The organism is Brenneria corticis, assembly GCF_003115855.1.
Classification (GTDB): Bacteria; Pseudomonadota; Gammaproteobacteria; order Enterobacterales; family Enterobacteriaceae; genus Brenneria; species Brenneria corticis.
Genome location: NZ_KZ819079.1, coordinates 105,383 through 128,841, shown reverse-complemented (window position 1 = coordinate 128,841; position 23,459 = coordinate 105,383). Strand labels below are relative to the sequence as shown.

The following is a 23,459-nucleotide window of genomic DNA, read 5'->3' as shown; positions in this document are numbered from 1 at the left end:
CTTTTCCGAGCGGCGCAAAAGGGCCGTCGTCGTGAATTATTTATCCAGCCAGGCGTTATAGAAACTTGGCCGTCCTACCGCCTCAAAGCCAATGCCCTTGGTGGCCGGGGAACCGGCGAAAACCTGCGGTTCTTCAAAAATGGGGATGACGTAAGCCTGGTCGATCAGATAACGCTGCACCTCGCCCACCAGCGCCAGCCGTTTGCCGCGGTCGGTTTCGCTGGCGATGCCGTCCAGCAGGTTGTTCAAGGTCGTATCTGTAAAGTTTTTGACCTTGTCGCTGGCGCCGCCTTTCTGCAGCAGGACGTTGCGCACCGTCGGGTAATACTGGCTTTTCAGTACGTCCGGATCGGCGCGCCCCACCATGCCCGGCGCGACGCCGGTTTTCAGCGGATCGAGGCTATCGCGTGTTTTACTGCCGGCGTCGCCCGCCAGAACGTTCAGCTTCACCCCGACCTTGGCCCACTGCTGGGAAACCACCTGCAACGTCTCTTTGTTTTGCGGCTGCGGCAGCGATTCATAGGCGGTCAGCACCAGCGACTGCCCGTCTTTCTGCCGGATGCCCTGTGGGCCGGTTTTCCAACCGGCCTCGTCCAGCAGGCGGGAAGCCAGCGCCGGATCGAAGGTCAGCTTATCCGACAGGTCGACATGGCCGGCGGCGGTTTTCGCCAGAACGGAGGTGGCCTGCGGATAGTTGTCCGAGAACAGCGTATCGATGATCTCTTTGGTATTGGTGGCGTGGAGCAACGCCCGGCGCACGCGGATATCGGCGACCAGCGGATTATCCGGCCGGAAGTTGACGCTGTTGTTGACGCCGCGGGTGGCGGGGGCATAGATGCTGAAGTTGTCATCCCGCACCCGTTTTTCATCATAGGCCTGAATCTGACGGATAAAATCCGCCTGGCCTGAGATCAGCGCGCCGATGCGCACGCTGTCTTCCGGGGTCACCAGAATGGTGATGCCATCCAGATAAGGACGTCCCTGATGCTGGAATTTTACCGGCGCCCAGTTGTAGTCCCGCCGCGCGCTCAGCTTCAGTTCGCGCCCCAGCTTTTCGCTGCTCACCACGAACGGGCCGGAGCCGATAATATGCCGCGCGTTGCCCAACTGATTGAAGTCACGCGCCAGCGTGCCGAGGGAAACCAGGCCGGAACCAATGGCCGAGGTGCCCTGCAGAAAACCCGGCGACGGTTTGCTGAAGTAGAACTTCACCGTCAGCGGATCGATCACCTCGCTGCGCTGGTAGTTATTGATAACTTCCGAAATGGGCTGGTTGAGCGCCGGATTGCCTAAGCCGTAGGTATCGAAATTCCTGGCCACCGCGTTGGCGTCCAGCGGCGTGCCGTCAGAGAAGGTGACGCCGGGGCGGATTTTGAAGGTGTATTCGGTGCTGTCGGCATTGATGCTCCAGGACTCGGCAATCCACGGTTCGATTTCCAGCGTTTGCGGGTTCTGGTAGGTCAGTTTGTCGGTGATCTGATTCAGGATGCCGCCGTTGGGATAAAACCCGCCGGCCGGGGGATAAAGATTGGTGTGGGCCTGTTGTTCCAGATAAATCAGCGTGCCGCCGGTTTTCGGGGTTTCGTCCGCGGCTTGAGCCGTAACGGCGCCGCCCAGAAGTACCAATGAAGCAAAAACGCGCAGCTTCTGTTTACGATAAGAATGCAAGAAAATCGACACGATGTTGTCCCTACGTTTTAGTTATCAGGTGAATAAATAAACGGCCAAGCCTTTGCCTGATGAGGTATTACGGGAGGGATTGACCGATATTTAAGGCGATACTTCCATAGGCGGCAGGAAACAGCAAAGTACAAAACCGGCATTCATTATTCAATTTTATGTAGAAAAAATGCTGTTTATGTAGGCTTGGTGTTGAGTCCGTGTTTCTGGAGTGTGTTTTTATTATTGCCATCCATCAGCATCACGGGTTTTGGGGGGCGGGGGTGAACAAAACGTGGCTATCTCATTATGATCCCTTGTAAAATCGCTTAATCTCACGCCACCTCCTCTCAGAACGGACGACTATGCCCGCGGCCCTTAAATCAGCGCTCTGTACGGCCCTGCTGTTGACGCTTTCCGGTTGCGGCACCTTGTCGAATATGTCGACCGACGAGTCGGATTTTGACCGTCGGGCGTTGGCCTGCGGTCATGATTTGCCAGGGGAGGTCGATCGCCTCGCCATTCCGTTACTCAAACGGAATATCACGCCGGGTTTGGTGGTCGGGGTGCTAACGGCCGACGGGCAAATGCGCAGTTGGGGTTATGGCGTAACGGACCGTTATCATCGCTACCCGATTACCGGCGATACCCTTTTTGCGGTGGGTTCCGTGAGTAAAGGCTTTACCGCGGAAACCACGGCGATCCTGGTAAAGCGCGGCGTATTGAAATGGGATGATACGCTTGAGCAATTGATGCCGCGCAATATCCGTTTAAGCGAGCGGGCAAAAAAGATCACCCTGCTGCAACTGGCGACGCATACCTCCGGTTTACCACGGCAAGTAATGGATGTGCGGATGCTGAGATCGTTCGCCGAGTATCTGTTCACCGGAAACAACTTTTACGCCACGCTGGACGATGACAGCGTACTGAACTACCTGGCTCGTTTTAATGCGCCGGCCAATCCGGTGCCTATCTATTCCAACCTCGGCTACGCCATCCTGAATTACATCCTGCGGCTGAAAACCGGCGCGCCGATCGATCAGTTGGTAAACAACCATATTATCCGGCCGCTCGGGCTGAAAAATACCAGCTTCACCCCCGGAAAATTAAAGCAATTCCCCTATCGCGCCCTCGGTCATGCGGGCGATCAGCCAAAATTCATTTTACGCGGCACGCCAATACCCGACTGGCATTTTTCTTCCAACATGATGGGCGCGGCCAGCCTCTATACCAGCGCGAATGATTTGCTGAAATTCGCCCATGCGCATCTCTACCCGACGGGCGACGCCGCGCTGGATGAAGCCATCAGCGACTCTTTGAAAACCTATTACAACCGCACCAAAGAGGCGGCCAATATTGCCTGGATTACCGATGAAATCGGCCAACAGCATATCACTTATCAGGTGGGCTATATTGGCGGGTACTCAAGTTATATCGGGTTGGACCGCCAGCACAAGGTTGCGGTCGTGGTGCTGCAAAATAGCTTTAACTGGAACAACAACCTCGGCCATTCGCTTATTCAGCGTATCGGCGGGGCGATGGACTATCGTGGCGAGTGCCGAAGGAATTGAGAGGGCGTAGCCGCTTTCCCGAACGGGGGTAACGACGGCGCAATACCGATACCGGTATTGCGCATCCGGCTGGACATTCCCGATGATGAGCGGTTTGCGCAGGCGCTGCCTGATGGTGGCCTTTACAACGTTACGCCGCTTTTAAAGATGGCCAATTCACGAAAGTCATTGACCTCGTTGCGCGCGGGTTTGCCGTTGGCGATAGCGACAATCATATCGATAAACGCCTGCAACAGCGTATCCATATCAACCCCATGAATCAGCTGGCCGGCGTCAAAGTCTATCCAATGGGGCTTTTGGGCCGCCAGTTCACTGTTGGTGGCCAGCTTAACCGTTGGCACAAATCCACCATAAGGCGTGCCCCGTCCGGTACTGAACAACACCATGTGGCAGCCGGCGCCCGCCAATGCGCTAGTGGCTACGGCATCGTTACCTGGAGCGCTTAACAGATTCAATCCCGCTATTTTTAACCGCTCGGCATATTTCAAGACATCCACCACCTGACTCTGTCCGGCTTTCTGGGTACAACCCAGTGACTTTTCTTCGAGCGTGGTTATCCCCCCGGCCTTATTGCCAGGTGAGGGGTTCTCATAAATTGGCTGATGATGGTCAATAAAGTACTGTTTAAAGTCGTTCACCATGCCGACCGTTTTATTAAATGTGCCTTTGTCGCGGCAACGGCTCATTAAGATACGTTCGGCGCCGAACATTTCAGGCACTTCAGTCAGCACGGACGTTCCCCCATTAGCAATCACATAGTCGGAAAAACGTCCCAGCAATAGGTTGGCGGTAATACCGGATAACCCATCGGAACCGCCACACTCAAGACCGAACTTTAATTCGCTCAGCCGGCCCGGCTCCCGCCGATCCTGCCGCATCACCTGGTATAACGCCCGTAGCAGTTCCAGCCCCGCCGCCACTTCATCCTGCTGTTGCTGGCAAACCATAAATTTTACCCGTAGCAGGTCAACTTCGCCCAGGGTGTCACGAAAGGCATCCACCTGGTTGTTTTCGCAGCCCAGACCGATCACCAATACTGCTCCGGCATGCGGATGATGCACCATATTCTGTAGCATAGTGCGGGTGTTTTGATGATCGTCCCCTAACTGTGAACAACCAAAAGGATGGCTAAACAGATAGACGCCATCAATTCCTTCCGTATGCGGGGTAGTCTGCAAAAAACGTTGCTGGATCTGTCGGGCGATACCGTTAACGCAACCGACGGTGGGAATTATCCACAGTTCATTGCGAATGCCGACCTCGCCGTTGGCGCGGCGATACAGCTGTATGTGCCGATCCGCCAGTGGTTTGGGCAACATACCGGCTTGCGGCTGGTAGACATAGCTGTCCAGGTCGTTCAGATTCGTTTTGGCGTTGTGTGAGTGAATATGTTCGCCCGCGGCAATCGCACTCAGCGCATGACCGATCGGCAAACCGTATTTAATGATGTGTTGCCCAGCCTGTAGCGGATCCAGGGCGAATTTATGCCCGCGGGACACGGGCGAGGCCAGGGTGAGCCATTGGCCTTCAATCTCCACTTTCTCACCGTCGGCGAGATCGCGCAATGCGACGCCGACATTATCCAGCGGATGTATTTTTATAATACTTTTCATAGGCAACCTTAACGATAAACAGACAACGCCGCGCGGACTCCCAGGCTCTTGATGTCCTGCAATTGACGGGTCACCGTTTGCGGTAATTGCGGAACCGTATTTAAATCCAGCCCCCAATGGTCGCTGTCAGCCAACAGGGTTTGCACCAGTTCGCCAAGCGGTAATGTTCCGGCATCGACAGCCTGCCAGCCTGAGGCAAAACGGGCCAGCCAGTGGGCGTCGTCCTGCAATGGATAAGACGTTTCCTGGCGCTTGCCTCGATAAAACATCAGTAGCGCAGACAGAGCGAATGTCAGCCGTGGCGGCAACCGGTCGGTTTTCCGCTGATAAGCCAACAGCTGCGGCAAAATGCGGGTACGGAATTTGGTCATGCTATTCAGCGCAATGGATAGCAGTTGATGTTGGATAAACGGGTTGCGAAAACGATTCAATACCGCCTGGGCAAAGGCGTATAACTCTTCTGACGGTAAATCGAGCACCGGAATAATTTCCTGCGCGATGGCCTGTTCGACAAACTGACTGATTTGCGTGTCGTGCATCGCCTCGCCCACGGTATTGAGTCCCGCCAGAAAGGCCACCGGCACCAGCGCAGTATGCGCGCCGTTCAAAATCGCCACCTTGCGTTCTTTGTACGGTTTTATGTCATCGACGATACGGATATTCAGCGGGTAATCATCCAGGTGGAGTTCCTGCGCCAGCCACTGCGGTCCCTGGATCACAAACAGATAGAAATGCTCGGCGGTATCAAGAAAGGCGTCGTGATAACCCAGACGGTTCTCCAGCGTCGTCGCTTCATCCCGCGGATAGCCGGTTACGATACGGTCGACCAGCGTGGAGCAAAACGTATTATGCGCGGTCAACCAGGTTTCGAAAGCCGCGCCCAATTGCCATTGCCGCGCATAGCGCAGCACCAGTTCCCGCAACGCTTCGCCGTTATAGTCAATCAACTCGCAGGGAAAAAATACCCAGCCTTTGTCTGGCGCGCCGTCAAAATGGCGGAATCGCTCATAGATCAGGCGGGTCAATTTAGCCGGGAAACTGGTGGGCGGGGCGGCGTCAACGCTATCCTGCGCAAGATAGCTAATACCGGATTCGGTGGTGTTGGAGAATACCCAGCGAATATCCGGGTTATGCGCCAGAGCCAGATATTCCTCAAACTGATGGTAGACATTGATTTCACGGTTAACTGAACGAATAACTCGCGCGTCGCTGACGCTGTCTCCCCGTTCGTTCAAACCGCGAATAAGGGTGGTATAAAGGCCGTCCTGAATATTCAGCGAGGGAGGGGTGGCGCTGTCAATCGGCCGTACAACCACGATACCCGCGTTAAGGCCGGTATGTTCATTCAATAAATCCAATTGCCAATCGACAAAGGCGCGCAAAAAATTTCCTTCGCCAAACTGGATGATTTTATCGGGGTGACGGCGCCCGGGAAAATCGCGGCGATTCAGCGTTAACATAGCAATATCCTTAAAATTATGGCGACTCGCCGGAAGGGAGTTCCGGCGTATTATTCCGCTCAGCGTGATTCAGAAATGGATCACGCCTTTGATTAGCCCGTTGTTTTTCACCACGTCCGTTTCATACACGTTGGCCAGCGTATTGAAGTCAAAATGGTGAGTGAGCATCATGTCGGCGGACAGTTTGCCCGCCGCCATTAATTGACCGACTTTGGCGAAGTCCTCGTGAGTGGCGTTACGGCTGCCCATCATGGTGGTTTCTTTTTTGTGAAAATCCGGGTCGGCAAAGCTGAGTTCGCCTTTAAACAGCCCGACAAATACGATGCTGCCGCCGTGACGGATAAGATTAACGGTGTTGTTCATGGCTGATTGATTGCCGGTGGCATCAATGACTTTCACCGGCAACATGCCTGAGAACTGTTGGCGCAACGCCTTTTCGAATCCGTCAGCGGAGGGATCGAGCGTGGCGATATCCAGTTTCTTTTCCACATGTTGACGGCGTTCGGCGCTGGTGTCGGCCATCACCACCTGCGCGCCATCGGCTTTGGCAATGGCCGCCACCCCCAAACCTATCGGCCCCGCGCCCACCACCAGCACATGTTCGCCAGCCTGTAACGCCGCGCGACGCACGGCGTGAGCGCTGATGGCAAAAGGCTCGATCAATGCGGCCGACACGGGGTCCACATCATCGACAATCAATAAATTGCCGAGCGGTACGTTCAGATATTCACCGAATCCGCCGTCCTGATGAACGCCGATCACCGATATATTTTCACAGCAGTTGGTTTTACCGCTCAGACAGGAATGACAATGATGGCAAGCGACATACGGAATAACGGCAACCCGTTGACCGATGAGTATATTGTGAGCATTATTTCCCAGCGCAACGATTTCACCGCAAATTTCATGGCCCAGTACGCGTGGGTAACTGAAAAAAGGTTGATTACCGGCCCAGGCATGAATATCGGTACCGCAAATACCCACGTTTAAAATTTTAATTAACGCCTCGTTGTCTTTGGGCGTCGGCCGTTCTCGTTGTTGGTAAACTAGCGCGGTGGGTTTCTCACAAACCAGCGTCTTCATGGTTTTTATATTTTCCATAACAGCGTCCTCATAATAAGTGGGATCTGTTATTAAATAAAAAAACCATTTTCGGATGTGTCATTGTGGTTATTTGTGATTTAAATCTTAATATTCAGCTTTAAATTAGTTTTAAATAAATAAAAAACCAAAAGGAACGATGATGAGCAGAACACAAAACCTTCGCCATAACGTGATCAATCAGATGATCGATGGCATCAGAAAGGGGCATATCCTTTCACCACTTCCCTCACAGGCGGCTTTGGCGGAGTTGTATAACATCAGTCGGACGACGGTGAATCACACGCTTTATTATTTGCACCAACGGGGCGTGCTGGAAAAAGTCAATGGCCATTACCTCATTGTGCGTGAGCCCGATGAGAGCGATGGTTTTGACAGCGTCAGCCAACCGGTTGAAGTGCAGACGGATACCTTTGAACGGGCGTTTTTCCATATGATTAATCAACGGAAATTGCGTCCGGGCGATACGTTTTCCGAGTTGCAACTGGCCCGGGAAGTGATGGTCAGCCCGATAGTGGTACGCGAGTTTTTATTGCGTTTTTGCCGATATAACCTGATCGAAAATATCAGCCGCGGGCAATGGCAAATGAAAAAGTTTGATAAGGAATATGCTGAAAAGCTGTTTGAACTAAGAGAACTTCTTGAAACTCATGCACTTAATAAATTCATGAATTTGCCCCCTGACGATGATCGCTGGTTACAAGCCAGGGAGTTGCTCGACCGGCACCGCCAACTGCGGGAAACCATCGGCGACAACTACCGTATGTTCTCCCAACTCGATCGGGACTTTCATACCTTGATTTTGTCAGCGGCCAATAATCCGTTTTTCAATCAGTCGCTTGAGATTATCTCCGTTGTTTTTCACTTTCATTATCAATGGGATGAGAGAGACTTGAAACAACGAAATATCATCGCAACGGATGAACATATGGCGATCCTCAGCGCGCTGATTTGCCGCAACGACCTCAACGCCATGCGCGAAATGCGCCGGCACCTGGATACCGCCAAGCAATCAATGCTGTATTCCATCAGTCAGTACGCTGATTAGCTGAAAAATCCACCTGGATTAAAAGCAGATAAAAATCATGTTAAAAGCAGATTAAAAACAGAAAAATATTAAATAACGCACGAATCTATCACAAAAAGCTCGGTGCTGATAATTACCCACCTATTCTCAAACGAAATATATCAGGTCGGCGATAAAATTAAAATTTAGCAGGAGGGCGAAGGCGAATGGCGTAACGGTATCTTTCCGAATGAAAATTATCAGGGCGATAAAGTCAGTAATCAGGATGAGCGTTTTCAACCATGTGAATAAATGTATGGTGCGTCATTGTGTTTTTTTTGAAATTAAAAAATCCGCCATCAAAAATCAATATTTTTTATAAAAATTGACATATTGTGATGAGTCACCAGGGAATTCAATAAATAATGGCCTTTATCTTATCGAGCGTTGCAGGTTACTCGGTGAATATCAAGAAGATGTCAGTGATAAATCAACTGATATGCCAAGGTTGACGTGAGGTCGGTATTAATAGAGCAGTAATGTTATTGGTAAGCTGAATTTTATCAATTTTTTATCCGAGGAAAAAAATGAAAAGTAAAATAATTGAAATTGAAGTGAAAGATATTCGTTTTCCAACTTCAAGAAATCTGGACGGTTCCGATGCGATGAATGCCATTTCTGACTACTCCGCCACCTATGTGACGTTGCGGACCGACTCGGACGATGGGCTGGTGGGTAATGGCCTGACTTTTACTATCGGGCGAGGTAATGAGCTGTGCGTCGAGGCAGTCAAATCATTGTCCACGCTGTTTGTTCAGGGGCGCTATCTGGAAGATATTACCGCTAATTTTGGCTGCTACTGGCATGAGCTGGTAGCGGGTGATTGCCAGTTACGCTGGGTTGGACCGGAAAAAGGGGTGATCCACCTCGCAACAGCGGCAATTATCAACGCCATCTGGGATCTGTGGGCGAAAAAAGAGGGTAAGCCCGTCTGGAAATTGCTGGTGGATATGTCGCCGGAAGAGTTGGTTAACTGCGTTGATTTCACCTATCTGACCGATGTGCTGACTCCGGAAGAAGCGATCGCCATGTTGCGTAAAGTGTCGACGACGAAGGCGCAACGTGAGGAAGAAATGCAGCTCGACGGTTTCCCCGGTTACACCACCGCCGCGGGGTGGCTGGGTTATTCCGAAGAAAAAATGCGTATGCTGGCTCGCCAGGCGGTCGCCGACGGTTGGACCCACCTTAAGCAGAAAGTGGGCGCGGATATTGAGCAGGATATTCGACGAGCGACAATTTTGCGCGAAGAACTGGGCTGGGACTATAAGCTGATGATGGATGCCAACCAGATCTGGAGCGTCGATCAGGCGGTGGAAAATATGCGTCGTCTGGCGAAATTCGATCCCTGGTGGATTGAAGAACCTACCAGTCCGGACGACATTTTAGGTCACGCGGCAATTCGCCAGCGTATTGCGCCTATTGGCGTCGCCACCGGCGAACATGCCCATAATAGAGTCATGTTTAAACAAATGTTCCAGGCTGGGAGCATTGACTTTTGTCAATTGGATCCTGCCCGGCTTGGCGGGTTGAATGAAGTGCTGGCCGTAGTGCTGATGGCCGCAAAATATAATGTACCTGTATGTCCGCACGGTGGCGGTGTCGGCCTGTGTCAATATTCACAGAATATTGTTTTATTTGATTATATCGCGGTGTCGGCATCATTGGATAAACGCGTGCTGGAATATGTTGATCATTTGCATGAAAACTTCCTGGAGCCAATTCATATCAAACGCGGCCGTTATATGCCGCCGGAAATGCCGGGATACGGCGTAACCATGAAAGAGACATCTGTAGCGCAGTTCGAATATCCCAATGGTACGGAATGGCGTGAGTAAAACAATAAAACTAATAAATAACAATCAGTTGTATTTTATGAGCTTATTGTTTCTACCATCATAAAAATAACAGAGGAGTGGGCAAATGTTACCGCACGATAAAAGAGAAATATTATCGTTGGCAATAAAAAAGTCCGTCAGAAGATTATTACCTTTTCTGGCCTTAATGTATATTCTGGCTTATCTCGACAGGGCTAATATCGGTTTTGCGAAAGAGACTTTTCAGATTGATACCGGATTAAGTACCGCCGCTTACGCATTTGGCGCCGGTATATTCTTTATTGGCTACGCTATATTCGAAGTGCCGAGTAATATTTTTATGTTTAAATATGGCGCTCGTATTTGGCTGGCTCGTATTATGGTGACCTGGGGCGCGATTTCGGCGTTGATGATGTTTGTTAACTCTGAACTTTCCTTCTATGTTCTGCGTTTTCTGTTGGGCGCATGTGAAGCCGGATTTATGCCGGGCGTAATGCTCTACCTGACTTTCTGGTTTCCGATTACGGTTCGCGCAAAAGTCGCCGGTTTCTTCTGGTTCGGACCGCCGCTGGCATTTATTCTTGGCGGTCCGTTATCCGGCGGTTTGCTGGCGATGCACGGCGCCTTTGGTTTACACGGTTGGCAAATTATGTTCCTGGTCACTGGTCTGTTAACCATTCTAGTGGGGATCTGGGCTTACTTTTATCTGGACGATCGTCCGTCAGACGAACGTTGTACCTGGCTGACACCGCAAGAGCGCGATGTGCTGTGTGAAACCATGGCGACGGAAGAAAATGAAAAAGTAAATCACGGTCCGAAAGGCATTCTGCAGGCACTGCTTGATCCAAAAGTGATTTTCCTGTGTCTGATCGCATTTACCATCCAGGTTGGCTCCTACGGCATCGCTTTCTTCCTGCCGACCCAGGTTGCTCACATCATGGGCACCAAAGTAGGGTTCTGGGTAGGGGTGGTTACCGGGATCCCGTGGCTATGCGCGTTATTGGCAGCCTATTACATTCCCCATTTCTCGACCGTTATCCGTGAGCGGCGTTGGGTGGCTTCGCTGACGCTGGTTGCCGGTGCGGCAGGGGTGGCGGGTTCGGGCCTGCTGGCCGGGACGCCGCTGGTCGCCTTTATCGCATTGTGCATTGGCTGTGCCGGATTACTGGCCGTGCAGCCTATCTTCTGGACATTCCCTACCGGCTATTTGGGCGGAGCGGCAGCGGCATCAGGTATTGCTTTGATTAACTCGCTGGCAAATCTGGGAGGGTTTGTTGCGCCAAACATCCGTGTTTGGGCCGAATCCGCATTTAACAACGACGTCGCCGGATTATATCTGCTGGGAGGGATTGCCTTTGTCGGGGCGCTGATGATCCTGGCCGTGTATCGTCTGGGAATTGGCAAGCAGGAAGATCGTGGAGATAAAGTCCCGCTGAACCGCACGCAAAAAGCATAGCGATGGAAAAATAACCTCGAGTAATAATGGCGTCAATACCAGGGAAAAGCACCTCGTCATTCGACCGGGGTGTTTTTCTTTTTTCAAAGGCGCCTAAACGGGCTCGGCGTCCAGCACCTGAATTCGGTTCAGCCGTTGCCGGTAACATTGCAGCGTGGCTTCAATAGCATCGGCCGACATAAAGGAGTCGCGGTAGGTTGCTTCCACTAACCCGGCTTCTTTGGGTAACGCCGCCAAGAGCAGATTTCTGATAAGCTTTTCACTCAGACCCATGCTTCGGCCAAACGCCAGAAAGTCCATCCCCAGATACTCGCCGTAGCGGGTTGCAAGGCCGGGGGCGAGCGCCTTTTCGCCTTCCTCGCTTACGAGTAATGGCAATGCCAGGAAGCCGGAGGTGAAATACGCCTTATAGGGCGCCACAGAGACAAAATCATAAATCGGGGCCAGGGCAGGTTTGCCGCTACTTGGGTGAATCAAAGCAAAGTTGCGCAGATGCATGTCGTTATTGCCCAGCAGATAGGCGTAAACAATGCGACGGAACAGATCGATCCTGAACTTAAGGTTGTCGTTAACCTGTTCAATCAGAAACCGGGCGATCCGCTCGTAACTGACGTATTGCTTGCCGTCTGCCTTGATCTTGCCGTACTTCTCCCTGATTCCCATGCCGCCATCCAGTTGTTCCTGGTGGATGGGCGCGCCGGTTTTCACATCGCGGTCAAACCGCCTGATGACAAAAGCGAACTCCGGTTTGTCATCGGGCTGTTCTGGTTTAAAACTCAGCAGCCCATGCGGAGGGACTTCAAAGCCCAGACGAGCCATAACCGTCATGGTGGCGTGTTCGTTCTCGGCCAGGTAGGGAAATTCGTCAGGCGAGGGTTTAAGGATGTAATCACCCAGGTGTTCAATGACCGCGAATTCCCGGTTACTCAATATCATCTGGAGCTTGGGTTGATAGCCTGAAATGCTCATGCCCTTTTGCGCTTTCGGCAGGTCGTGGACAAACTGCCTGCGGGTGAAACTCAGGCATGGGTTGACCCGAACGGAGCCTGTCAGCGTTTTCAGCCCTTTGCCGGTGTAACCCGTGACGACTTGGTTATCGAGGGTTAACGGGGTCATTAGTATCCGGCATTTAGTCATTCGTCGTTCTCTGTCATCAGTTGTACGGCCCCGATAAGGTTCTTCCCGTTTTGGATGAGGATGCCAAACAGGTCCCGCTCGTCCAGTTGCTGCAGCTGGCTGTATCGTTTTCTTAGCCAACCCTCGGGAGCCAGCGAGGCAAAGTACGGATGCAGCGTTTCGCTGCGGAACCGGCCGGTTTTGACCGGCAAGCTCAGGGATAAGGGCGGGCCGAGGTAATTTTCTCGGTATTCGAACAGATAGCCTTTATGATCCTGAGTTAACCGGCCGATAAGTTCGCCGTAAAGATAGACATTTACTCGACGGCGCACAGTTTCACTCCCAACGCGGCGGACACCGCATGTACGGTGGCGAACTTAACCTGAGCGGGATCTCTGAACAGGCGTTTTAGGGTAGAGATGGAAACGCTGGTCTGCAGCTCCAGGGTAGCCAGTTCGATCCCCAGCTCTTTGCGCCGTGCGTTAAGCCTGCGGCCAAATTCCGTCGAGGTTTGGATCTGGTTATCCCGCACCGCCGCTTTGCCGTACTCTTCATTGAGTGCGAGTTCGCGTTTCAACTCGTCGATCATGGTGCTGAGCGCTTCAAGTTTCAGTATCGCTGGCTTGGTACCGTCATGGCTCATCTGTGGACCTCTAACGTATAAATAATAATCAGATTTTGTTAAATATAGTCCCCGCCTGTGGTTTTCGTCTATATGTGATACAAAATATTTAATTTAATGATTGAATGGCTCAAATATGAGCATTGAAGGCCCGATGATTTAACGGCGCGCATCCCTCATCAATCGCTGCCGGGGGACGCCCGCCGTTGTAAACCGATTGGGGCGGGATTAAATAACCGCCATGCCCGCATCGAATCCCTCTTTTATTGCCACCATGGCGTTGCTGGTTTTTACCGCCCCGCCAATCACCACCCTATTTTCGCCGCTTTGATTAAGATGCTGCGCCAATTCGTTGACGGGAATATAACCCAATGCCAGCACCACGGTGTCCGCCTCGATGGCGGCGAGCCCCTGTTGATTTTCGACAATGACATGGCTATCGGTAATTTCCGTTACTTTGGTATTCAGATATTGTTTAACGTTGAATTCATCCAGTATTTTTATGACGTGCAATTTACTGACGCCGTCAAGCTCCTGTAATATCTGGTCGCGCATTTCAATAATGGTGACGTTTTTTTGCTGCATGGCAAGATGCGCCGCCGTTTCTCCGCCCACTTCGCCGCCGCCGGCGATAACAATATTATTTCCTGTTATTACCTTACCCAATAAAACATCTTCCGCAAAAACAACGTGCGGGAGATTAACGCCTTTTATCGGCGGCGTCGCCGGTTTTCCGCCGGTGGCGATAATCACGGTGTCCGGTTTTTCCTGCCGAATAATCTCTTCCGTCAGTTCGGTGCCATATTTTATGTCGATATTCAGTTTCTCTAATTCCTGAATAGCCCAGGCGGTGTAGGTCGCCAATTCGCCTTTGCCGGGAGGGAAGGCGGCGGAAAGAAATTGCCCGCCCAGCTGGCTGCGTTTTTCAAACAATGTCACGCGGTGCCCGCGTATCGCCGCGGCGCGGGCGGCCTCCATCCCGCCCGGTCCGCCGCCGGCGATAAAGACGGTTTTGGGGGCGGAGGTTTTGCTGTAGTCCAGCACCCCTTCGCGTCCCAGGCTCGGGTTGACCAGACAGGTTAGCGGCCCGCCCAGATACAGGCTGCCGGTACATCCCTGCATACAGCCGATGCAGTAGCGGATGGAGGCCAACTCTCCGGCTTTGGCTTTGCCGGGTAAATGGGGATCGGCCAGCGATCCTCTGCCCATACCGATAAAATCGGCTTTGCCCATCGACAGAATGGTGTCGGCCATCCTGGGGTCATTAATGCGGTTGGCGGTAATCACCGGTATTTTCACCAGTTTCTTTATCTCTTCCGCCAGCGGCACGGTCCAGGCGTGGCCCACGTACATGGGGGAAACCGTGCCGAATTTATTGTGATCCCCGTAGGCGCCGACGGAAACATCCAGCCCATCCACGCCCCATTCCTCAAGCAATTGCGCCAGCACGCGGGATTCGGAAATATCCCGTCCGCCGACAAAACCCTCATCGGCGGAGAAACGCACGATGACCGGGAAGTCCGGCCCTACGTTGCGCCGCACCTCCTGATAGATTTCTTTTAAAAATCGCACCCGGTTGTCCAGACAGCCGCCGTACTTATCGACGCGCTTATTGACATAGGGAGAGAGAAACTCGGCAATTAAATAGCCGTGGCCCCCATGAATCTCCACGCCGTCAAACCCCGCCTGTTTGACTCTTCTCGCGCAGCTGCCGAAATCTTTCACCAGATTTTCAATATCCTGCACCGACAGTTCGCGCGGCATTTCTCGCAGCCACGGACAGGGAATGGCCGACGGCGCCACGGGTTGCATTCCGCCGTTGACCGCCTCGCAGCTTTGGCGGCCCGCATGATAAATCTGGGCGAAGATCTTGCTTTCGTAGCGATGAACGGTCTCGGTCAGCTTTTGATGGCTGGCGATTTGTCGGTCATTCCATAAGCCGGCGATATATTGATACCCCATCGCATGTTCATTGACCGCGTAATCTTCGGTGATAATTAATCCCCAACCGCCTTTCGCCTTCTCCTCATGATAGGCGATGTATCGATCGGAAGCGGTGCCGTCGGTATTACAGTAATTTGCCACCATTGCCGTTACCACCAGCCGATTGGGAATAACACATTGGTTTATTCTTTTAGGCTCAAATAAAGTTTTATACATAATAAGATATCCTATGTTCTTTAATTGTTATTTCATAATATACCCATACAGTATAGATGGTTGTTGATAATTTATTTTGTGATTTAAATCATGAAAGCTATTTTATATTGTTGCTATTTAATCAGGGATTGTTGGGGAATTGTAGAAGTAAAGGCGAACAATTTTTTTACAATAAATGATATTACGATTAAACCGCAACCTTTTATAATAATGTTAGCAGCGTAATAAATTTAAAAGCAATGCATTCTGTTTTTTATTTTAATGCGGGTGAAGTGTTTATTTTTTTCTTGTTAAAATTATCAATCGGTAAAATAGAGTATTATTTTAATAATCAGGGTAACGGCTGATTTATTATATTCCGTGATTAAAACATGGATAACGTCGTCACGGATTATTTCTGCTGTTGCTATTTTTCGCCTCCTTGTTCTTCGTGTTAGTTGAGCGCGCCATCAATGCGCACCAAAACGGATCGTATCTGCACGATTTTTGCGCTTATATGCCCGCGTCAACGGTGCTTCATTCCCCCCCGAGCGCCGTCCGCAGCCGTTTCCCCACCGGATAAAACCTGGCACGCACCCTGCATTGTTATTTGTATAACAGCGTTTTGATTAGTGACAACAAAATAACATCGGGGCGGGAAATGACGGAGACAACGGCGTTAGTTGCCAGGATTGAAGCCGGCTTTAGCCAGCAGACGCCCAGCGGTAAACGTATCGCTGGCTGGCTGCTGACGCATATTGCCCAGATTCCGTTCGAAACCGCGGACAGCATCGCCAAAGCGACCGGCACTTCGGGCATTACCGTCGGCCGTTACCTGCGCAGGCTGGGCTATCGCAATCTGGAAGATGTCAAAAGCAGCCTGCGTCATCGGCCGGAGGTCCCCTATAAACCCTGGGGCGTGATTGACCGCCTCGACTCATGGCAACAGCAGCCCGCGTTGCCCGAACGCTTTTCCCAGTCGCTCCAGCTTGAACTGGCGGCGATCGCTCAGGTTTATCAACTGGCGCAGAGCGAAACCTTTGCGCGAGTGAGCCGGCAGCTGGCCGAAGCGGAAGCGGTGTTTATTTTGGGCATCCAGTCCACGCGCGGTATCGCCAACGCTTTTTTCAGCCATCTGGAATATCTGCGTCCCCGCGTCAGCTATGTCGATGGGCTATCGGGCACCTGGGTGGAGTCGCTCAACTCCGAGTTTGACCGTCCTTATCTGGTGGTTACCGACACGCGCGCGTATTCCACCGTCGCCCGGCAATATTGCCAGGCCGCCAGCGAGCGCAACCTGCCGCTGGCGCTGGTCACCGATATCTGGTGCCCGTGGGCGCGGGATTATCCGCTGGATCTGCTGCAAGTGCAGACCGATACCGGCCATTTTTGGGATTCGCTGGCGCCGCTCAGCTGCCTGTTCAACCTGCTGCTTTCCGCGGTCGTGGAGCGGCTCGGCGATCGGTTGGCATCCCGTCTGGCGCTAAACCGCCAACTGCAACAGGAATTTGGGCAATTCGAACGTTAAACAGGATTTGTTATATGGATCAAGAGATTGAATTGGTTGATATTGCCGCTGTTTTTCCCCAGGTGCGCATCGACATGAAATATGCCACGGCGGATAACATTACCGGCCAGACCATTTACAGCGAAAATCGCTGCTTGCTGCACCCGGATGCCGCCGAAGCCCTGGGACGCAGCGTGGAAATCGCCGCGCTGGCGGGCGTCACGCTGCTGGTTTATGACGCCTATCGTCCCAGGAAGGCGCAGGAGTATCTGTGGCTGGCCTGCCCGGACCCGCGGTATGTGATGGAGGTCTCGCTGGGCTCCAATCATAGCCGCGGCACCGCGGTGGACGTTGCGCTTTGCGACGAAAACGGCCGACTGCTTGATATGGGCACGGAATTTGATGAGATGCATGAGCGCTCTCATCCTTATCACCCCGGCGTGCCGCCTGCGGCGCAGCGCAATCGCCTGTTGTTGAACGCCATCATGTTTGGCGGCGGCTTTGTCGGCATCGCCAGCGAATGGTGGCACTTTGAACTGCCCGGCTCTACGGCCTACCCGCTGTTAAGCGAGCGTTTTAGCTGCATCGCGCCGCAAAACATCACCATCCCCCATTTACTGTGAAACCAGGAGCACTGCCATGAAGATAACTAGCACAGCAGTTTCGTTGTTTCGACCGGCGCTGATCGCCGCGGCTATCGCCATAAGCATTACGCCCGCACTGGCGGCGGTGCCGAAAGATATGTTGGTGATCGGCAAGGCCGCCGATCCGCAGACGCTCGATCCGGCGGTCACCATTGATAATAATGACTGGACGGTCACTTACCCCGCCTATCAGCGCCTGGTGCAGTATAAAACGGAAAACGGCAAAGGCTCCACGGAGGTGGAAGGGGATTTGGCCGCCGGCTGGCAGGCTTCCGCCGATGGTAAAGTCTGGACCTTTCAACTGAAAAACGATGCCAAATTTTCCGATGGCGCGCCGGTCACCGCCGAGGCGGTCAAGTTTTCGTTCGAGCGTTTGCTGAGGATTGGGCAAGGGCCGTCGGAAGCCTATCCGAAGGATTTAAACGTCGAGGTGGTCGACCCCTATACCGTGCGTTTCACGCTTAGTACGCCGTTTGCCCCCTTCCTCTATACGCTGGCCAATGCGGGCGCGGCGATCGTCAACCCGGCGGTGATAAAAGATCACGGCGCCGATGACGCCAAAGGCTGGCTGGCGGAGAACACCGCGGGTTCCGGTCCTTATATGCTACAGCGCTGGCAGAAAGGACAGCAGTTGGTGCTGGTTCCCAATCCGCACTATAACGGCGCCAAACCCGCCTTTAAACGCGTGTCGGTGAAGATCGTCGGCGAGAGCGCGTCCCGTCGTCTACAGCTTTCCCGCGGCGACATCGATATTGCGGAGTCGCTGCCGGTCGATCAGCTGGCGGCGCTGAAAAAAGAGGGAAAAGTGGCGACCAATGAATATCCGTCGCTGCGCGTCACCTATCTCTATCTCAATAACGGCAAGGCGCCGCTAAATCAGGCGGATCTGCGGCGCGCCATCTCCTGGTCGACCGATTATCCGGGCATGGTAAACGGCCTGCTCGGCGGCAACGCCAAGCAGATGCGCGGCCCGATCCCGGAAGGGCTGTGGGGCTACGATGCGCACGCCATGCAGTACGGCTTCGATGCGCAAAAGGCGCAAGCCGCCTACGACAAGGTGGCCGATAAGCCATCCAGCCTGACGTTTCTCTATTCCGACAACGATGCCAACTGGGAGCCTATCGCCATCTCCACCCAGGCCAGCCTCAAAAATCTGGGCATCAACGTCAGGCTGGAGAAACTGGCTAACGCCACCATGCGCGATCGCGTCGGCAAAGGGGATTACGACATCGCCATCGGCAACTGGAGCCCCGACTTTGCCGATCCCTATATGTTTATGAACTACTGGTTCGAGTCGGATAAGAAAGGCCTGCCGGGAAACCGCGCTTTCTATGACAACAAAACCGTCGACGACCTGCTGAAGAAAGCCGTGGCGACGTCGGATCAGGCCGAGCGCAGCAAAAATTATCAGGCCGCGCAGAAGATCGTTATCGATGAGGCCGCCTATGTCTACCTGTTCCAGAAAAACTATCAGGTCGCCATCAACAAGGAAGTAAAAGGCTTTGTTTTCAATCCGATGCTGGAGCAGGTGTTTAACGTGGCGACCATGAGTAAATAAAAAAATAAGCCATACCTTTATTAAGGGCCGCCGCTGGCCCTGTTTATTCCTTGACCGGGGGCTTTAACATGACCTTGTGGAGTATTTTACGGCAGCGCTGTTGGGGACTGATGCTCGTGGTGGCGGGGGTTTGCGTCATCACCTTTATCATTTCCCACCTGATCCCCGGCGATCCGGCGCGCTTGCTGGCCGGGGATCGCGCCAGCGACGACATTGTTCAGCGTATTCGCCAACAGTTGGGGCTGGATCAACCGCTGTATGTCCAGTTTTCTCGCTACGTCGGCGAGTTGCTGTACGGCAATCTGGGAACGTCCATTCGCACCGGGCGCCCGGTGCTGGAGGATTTGCGCACGTTTTTTCCCGCCACGCTGGAGCTGGCCTTTTGCGCCCTGCTGCTGGCGCTGATGCTGGGCGTACCGCTCGGCGTGCTGTCGGCGGTATATCGCGATCGCTGGCTCGATCATCTGGTGCGTTTACTGGCGATCACCGGTATCTCCACCCCCGCGTTCTGGCTGGGGTTGGGGGTGATTGTGCTGTTTTACGGCTACCTTAATGTGCTGCCCGGCGGCGGCCGTCTCGATGACTGGATCGATCCGCCGCTGCGGGTAACCGGGTTTTATACCATCGACTCGCTGCTGGAAGGCAACGGGGAGGCGTTCTGGAACAGCCTGCAACATCTGATTTTGCCCGCGCTGACGCTGGCCTTTGTGCATCTGGGCATTGTGGCGCGTCAAATCCGCTCCGCCATGCTTGAGCAGCTCAGCGAAGATTATATTCGCACCGCGCGCGCCAGCGGTTTACCGGCCTGGCGCGTCATCCTCTGCTATGCGTTGCCTAATGCGCTGATCCCGTCGGTTACCGTTCTGGGGCTGGCCTTGGGCGATCTGCTGTACGGCGCGGTGCTGACGGAAACCGTATTTTCCTGGCCCGGCATGGGCGCTTATGTGGTCTCGTCGATTCAGGCGCTGGATTTCCCGGCGGTGATGGGCTTCGCGGTGGTGGTTTCACTGGCGTACGTGGTGGTCAATCTGGTGGTGGATCTGCTCTATTTATGGATCGATCCCCGCATTGGGCGCGGAGGGGCGGAATGATGACGTTAAGCAATGAGGCGGCGCCGCCGCGCAAAAGCGCGCGGCGACAACGCTGGGGCAAGCGCTTCTGGATGCTGAAAAGCAGCCCGCTGACGCTGGCGGGCGGCGTCATTATGCTGATCGTGCTGCTGTTGATGATCTTTTCGCCCTGGTTAACGCCGCAGGATCCCAACGCCATCGATCTGGCGGCCCGTTTGCAGCCGCCCTCGGCGCAACACTGGTTCGGCACGGACGAAGTGGGGCGCGATCTGTTTAGCCGCGTGCTGATCGGCAGCCAGCAGTCGGTGGCCGCCGGTTTGGCGGTGGTGCTGTTCTCCGGCATTATCGGCTCGCTGCTGGGCTGTTTTTCCGGCGTCGTCGGCGGCTGGGTCGACGCGTTGATTATGCGCATTATGGACATCATGCTGTCGATCCCCTCGCTGGTTTTGACCATGGCGCTGGCGGCCGCGCTGGGGCCGAGTCTGTTTAATGCCATGCTGGCCATCGCCGTCGTGCGCGTTCCCTTTTACGTCCGTCTGGCGCGCGGGCAGACGCTGGTGGTGCGTCAGTTGGCCTACGTCCAGGCGGCAAGAATTTTTGGCGCCACGCGCTGGCATCTGATTAGCTGGCACGTGCTGCGCAATGCGCTGCCGCCGCTGATTGTGCAGGCGTCGCTGGATATCGGCACCGCCATCCTGATGGCCGCCACGCTGGGGTTTATCGGCCTCGGCGCGCAGCAGCCGACGGCGGAGTGGGGGGCGATGGTAGCCAACGGCCGTAACTATGTGCTCGACCAATGGTGGTATTGCACCTTCCCCGGCATGGCGATTTTACTTACCGCCGTCGGATTCAACCTGTTCGGCGACGGCCTGCGCGACCTGCTCGATCCGAAAAGCTGAGGACGCAACTGATGCACGACGACGTTCTGAATATCGATAATTTACAGCTGAGCTTCCTGGTGTATAACGGCGAAGTCAGCGCGCTCAATCAGGTCTCGCTGCAGGTGAAGCGCGGCGAGATTGTCGGCGTGGTCGGCGAGTCCGGTTCGGGCAAGTCGGTTACCGCCATGCTGGCCATGCGCCTGCTGACCCCCGGCAGCTATCGCGTTAACGGCGGCAGCCTTAGCGTTCTCGGTGTGGATGTGCTGAATGCCAGCGAGAAACAGATGCGGCAACTGCGCGGGGCGAAAGTGGCGATGATTTTTCAGGAGCCGATGACGGCGCTCAACCCCACGCGGCGTATCGGCCGGCAGATGACCGATGTGATCCGCCAGCATCAGCCCCTCTCCCGCCAGGCGGCGATTCAGAAAGCCATCGGGCTGCTGAAGGAAATGCAGATTTCCGACGCCGCCCGGGTGATGGAGCGCTATCCCTTCGAACTGTCGGGCGGCATGCGCCAGCGGGTGGTCATCGCGCTGGCTTTCTCCTGCGATCCGCAGCTGATTATCGCCGATGAGCCGACGACGGCGCTGGATGTGACCGTGCAGCGGCAGGTGTTGCGCCTGCTGCAGCGCAAAGCGCGCGCCAGCGGGACCTCGGTGCTGTTTATCAGCCACGATATGGCGGTGGTGTCCCAGCTTTGCGATCGTCTGTATGTGATGTACGCCGGCGCGGTGATTGAGAGCGGCGCGACGCGGGACGTGATCGCCCGTCCCGTCCATCCTTATTCCATCGGTTTGTTGCGCTGCGCGCCGGAAGAAGCGCAACCCCGCGCGCCGCTGCCCGCTATTCCGGGCACCGTACCCAACCTGGCGTCGCTGCCGGTGGGCTGCGCTTTCCGCGAACGTTGCTTCGCCGCCGATGCGCGCTGCCGGCAACGGCCGGCGTTAATATCCTGCGGCGCCGGCGAACAACGCGCCGCCTGCTGGCATCCGCAAGGGGAGGAGGAGCATGTCTGATATCTTGCTTGAACTACAGGATGTGCACGTCAATTTCCCCGCGCGGAAAAACTGGCGTGGCAAGGTCACCGAACGGGTCCATGCGTTAAACGGCCTGGATTTGCAAATTGTCCGCGGGGAAACCCTGGGGATTGTGGGCGAGTCCGGCTGCGGTAAAAGCACCCTGGCCCAGCTATTGATAGGCATGCTGCAACCCGCCGCGGGAAAGTGCTTTCGCGCCCGCAGCCCGAACTCCTGGCTTGGCAGCGGTATGCAAATGGTGTTTCAGGATCCGCTCTCATCGCTGGACCCGCGTTTACCGGTGTGGCGTATTATCACCGAGCCGGTCTGGTTGCAGCGGCACAACGGTGAACGTGAGCGCCGCGATCTGGCGGTGGAGCTGGCGGAGCTGGTCGGTATTCGCCCGGAATATCTGGACCGGCTGCCCCACGCCTTTTCCGGCGGCCAGCGCCAGCGTATCTCGATTGCCCGCGCGCTATCTTCCCAGCCCGATATCATCGTGCTTGATGAGCCGACATCGGCGCTGGATATTTCCGTGCAGGCGCAAATTCTCAATTTGCTGGTAGAACTGCAACGGCAGCGCGAACTGACCTACGTGCTGATTTCACACAATGTGTCGGTGGTGCGCCATATGAGCGACCGCGTCGCGGTGATGTATCTCGGGCAAATCGTCGAGCTGGGCGACGCGCAGCAGGTGCTGACCGCGCCGCGACATCCTTATACCCGGCTGCTGCTGGATTCGGTGCCGCGCGTGGATCGCTCGCTGGACGGGGAGATTGAGGATCGTAAAGGCGAGCTGCCGGGCAACCGCGTGTTGCCGCAGGGCTGTTTTTTCCGCGAGCGCTGTCCGCTGGCCGCTGAAGGCTGCGAGCGGCGGCAGCCGATGTCATCAACGGAACAAAACGTGGCCGTTCGCTGCTGGCGCGCCGCCTGACGGGCCGCCGACCCGGAAAATCACGCCGCCATGCAAGGTTCCCGTTGACGCGGGGACCTTGAGCTATCAGCGCGTTATCCGGGGGGCTTATTCCGGCTGCCAAATCCACGCCGTCATAATATTTCGTCGCTTTTCGCGCTAAATACCAACTTAAGTTCCATTTTCTGGCTTGTGCGGGAGATATCTCCTATGCTGAGGCCGTTTTCCCGCCGCCGGGGTGCCGGCGCTGGCA

At 54.3% G+C, this 23,459-nt stretch carries 19 protein-coding genes; 11 read left to right on the top strand and 8 right to left on the bottom strand.

Going from position 1 to position 23,459, the window contains the following annotated elements; genetic code table 11:
• Nucleotides 1-36: 36 nt before the first annotated feature.
• Nucleotides 37-1,680: a TIGR04028 family ABC transporter substrate-binding protein gene (locus tag DDT56_RS11970; protein ID WP_136166673.1), complete on the bottom strand. Its 1,644-nt coding sequence runs from the start codon at nt 1,678-1,680 to the stop codon at nt 37-39.
• A gap of 344 nt (nt 1,681-2,024) precedes the next feature.
• Here DDT56_RS11970 and DDT56_RS11965 point away from each other — a divergent pair, with 344 nt between their 5' ends.
• The gene (locus tag DDT56_RS11965; RefSeq protein ID WP_136166672.1) at nt 2,025-3,230 is read left to right on the top strand and encodes a serine hydrolase domain-containing protein; all 1,206 of its coding nucleotides are present in this window, start codon (nt 2,025-2,027) and stop codon (nt 3,228-3,230) included.
• A gap of 122 nt (nt 3,231-3,352) precedes the next feature.
• On the opposite strand, the gene DDT56_RS11960 is transcribed toward DDT56_RS11965, so the two are convergent.
• From DDT56_RS11960 to DDT56_RS11950, 3 genes are all read right to left on the bottom strand, one after another.
• Complete coding sequence (locus DDT56_RS11960) at nt 3,353-4,843, bottom strand: UxaA family hydrolase (RefSeq protein ID WP_136166671.1); 1,491 nt, start codon at nt 4,841-4,843, stop codon at nt 3,353-3,355.
• Between the two features lie 8 nt (nt 4,844-4,851).
• The gene (locus DDT56_RS11955) at nt 4,852-6,303 is read right to left on the bottom strand and encodes a tagaturonate reductase (RefSeq protein WP_136166670.1); all 1,452 of its coding nucleotides are present in this window, start codon (nt 6,301-6,303) and stop codon (nt 4,852-4,854) included.
• A gap of 69 nt (nt 6,304-6,372) precedes the next feature.
• Nucleotides 6,373-7,404, bottom strand: a complete 1,032-nt coding sequence (locus DDT56_RS11950; protein ID WP_136166669.1) for a zinc-binding alcohol dehydrogenase family protein — start codon at nt 7,402-7,404, stop codon at nt 6,373-6,375.
• Nucleotides 7,405-7,546: 142 nt separating this feature from the next.
• Between DDT56_RS11950 and DDT56_RS11945 the strand changes: the two genes are divergently transcribed.
• From DDT56_RS11945 to DDT56_RS11935, 3 genes are all read left to right on the top strand, one after another.
• On the top strand, nt 7,547-8,452 hold the full coding sequence (locus DDT56_RS11945) for a GntR family transcriptional regulator (protein ID WP_136166725.1): 906 nt from the start codon (nt 7,547-7,549) through the stop codon (nt 8,450-8,452).
• A 545-nt stretch (nt 8,453-8,997) separates the two neighbouring features.
• Nucleotides 8,998-10,305: an enolase C-terminal domain-like protein gene (locus DDT56_RS11940; protein WP_136166668.1), complete on the top strand. Its 1,308-nt coding sequence runs from the start codon at nt 8,998-9,000 to the stop codon at nt 10,303-10,305.
• An 85-nt stretch (nt 10,306-10,390) separates the two neighbouring features.
• Entirely contained in the window at nt 10,391-11,740 is a 1,350-nt protein-coding gene (locus tag DDT56_RS11935) for an MFS transporter (protein WP_168197612.1), read from the top strand.
• 93 nt (nt 11,741-11,833) lie between these two features.
• On the opposite strand, the gene DDT56_RS11930 is transcribed toward DDT56_RS11935, so the two are convergent.
• The 4 genes from DDT56_RS11930 to DDT56_RS11915 all read right to left on the bottom strand — a co-directional run bounded on the left by DDT56_RS11930 (nt 11,834) and on the right by DDT56_RS11915 (nt 15,638).
• Nucleotides 11,834-12,856: a type II toxin-antitoxin system HipA family toxin gene (locus DDT56_RS11930; protein ID WP_246856766.1), complete on the bottom strand. Its 1,023-nt coding sequence runs from the start codon at nt 12,854-12,856 to the stop codon at nt 11,834-11,836.
• A 17-nt stretch (nt 12,857-12,873) separates the two neighbouring features.
• Nucleotides 12,874-13,188, bottom strand: a complete 315-nt coding sequence (locus DDT56_RS11925) for a HipA N-terminal domain-containing protein (protein ID WP_136166666.1) — start codon at nt 13,186-13,188, stop codon at nt 12,874-12,876.
• Nucleotides 13,173-13,499 (bottom strand): helix-turn-helix domain-containing protein, encoded by a 327-nt coding sequence (locus DDT56_RS11920; RefSeq protein ID WP_210417013.1) that lies wholly within the window; start codon nt 13,497-13,499, stop codon nt 13,173-13,175. The genes DDT56_RS11925 and DDT56_RS11920 overlap by 16 nt, the downstream gene beginning before the upstream one ends.
• Nucleotides 13,500-13,706: 207 nt before the next feature.
• On the bottom strand, nt 13,707-15,638 hold the full coding sequence (locus DDT56_RS11915) for an oxidoreductase (protein ID WP_136166665.1): 1,932 nt from the start codon (nt 15,636-15,638) through the stop codon (nt 13,707-13,709).
• 640 nt (nt 15,639-16,278) lie between these two features.
• On the opposite strand from DDT56_RS11915, the gene DDT56_RS11910 reads away from it, so the two are divergent.
• From DDT56_RS11910 to DDT56_RS11880, 7 genes are all read left to right on the top strand, one after another.
• Nucleotides 16,279-17,145 (top strand): MurR/RpiR family transcriptional regulator, encoded by an 867-nt coding sequence (locus DDT56_RS11910; RefSeq protein WP_136166664.1) that lies wholly within the window; start codon nt 16,279-16,281, stop codon nt 17,143-17,145.
• A 14-nt stretch (nt 17,146-17,159) separates the two neighbouring features.
• Entirely contained in the window at nt 17,160-17,747 is a 588-nt protein-coding gene (gene ddpX, locus DDT56_RS11905; RefSeq protein WP_136166663.1) for a D-alanyl-D-alanine dipeptidase, read from the top strand.
• A 16-nt stretch (nt 17,748-17,763) separates the two neighbouring features.
• Nucleotides 17,764-19,326: an ABC transporter substrate-binding protein gene (locus DDT56_RS11900; RefSeq protein WP_136166662.1), complete on the top strand. Its 1,563-nt coding sequence runs from the start codon at nt 17,764-17,766 to the stop codon at nt 19,324-19,326.
• A 68-nt stretch (nt 19,327-19,394) separates the two neighbouring features.
• Nucleotides 19,395-20,417, top strand: a complete 1,023-nt coding sequence (locus DDT56_RS11895; RefSeq protein ID WP_136166661.1) for an ABC transporter permease — start codon at nt 19,395-19,397, stop codon at nt 20,415-20,417.
• Nucleotides 20,417-21,295: a D,D-dipeptide ABC transporter permease gene (gene ddpC / locus DDT56_RS11890; RefSeq protein WP_210417015.1), complete on the top strand. Its 879-nt coding sequence runs from the start codon at nt 20,417-20,419 to the stop codon at nt 21,293-21,295. Before DDT56_RS11895 ends, ddpC begins: the two co-directional genes overlap by 1 nt.
• An 11-nt stretch (nt 21,296-21,306) precedes the next feature.
• Nucleotides 21,307-22,293: an ABC transporter ATP-binding protein gene (locus tag DDT56_RS11885; RefSeq protein ID WP_136166659.1), complete on the top strand. Its 987-nt coding sequence runs from the start codon at nt 21,307-21,309 to the stop codon at nt 22,291-22,293.
• On the top strand, nt 22,286-23,227 hold the full coding sequence (locus DDT56_RS11880; protein WP_136166658.1) for an ABC transporter ATP-binding protein: 942 nt from the start codon (nt 22,286-22,288) through the stop codon (nt 23,225-23,227). The genes DDT56_RS11885 and DDT56_RS11880 overlap by 8 nt, the downstream gene beginning before the upstream one ends.
• Nucleotides 23,228-23,459: the final 232 nt, after the last annotated feature.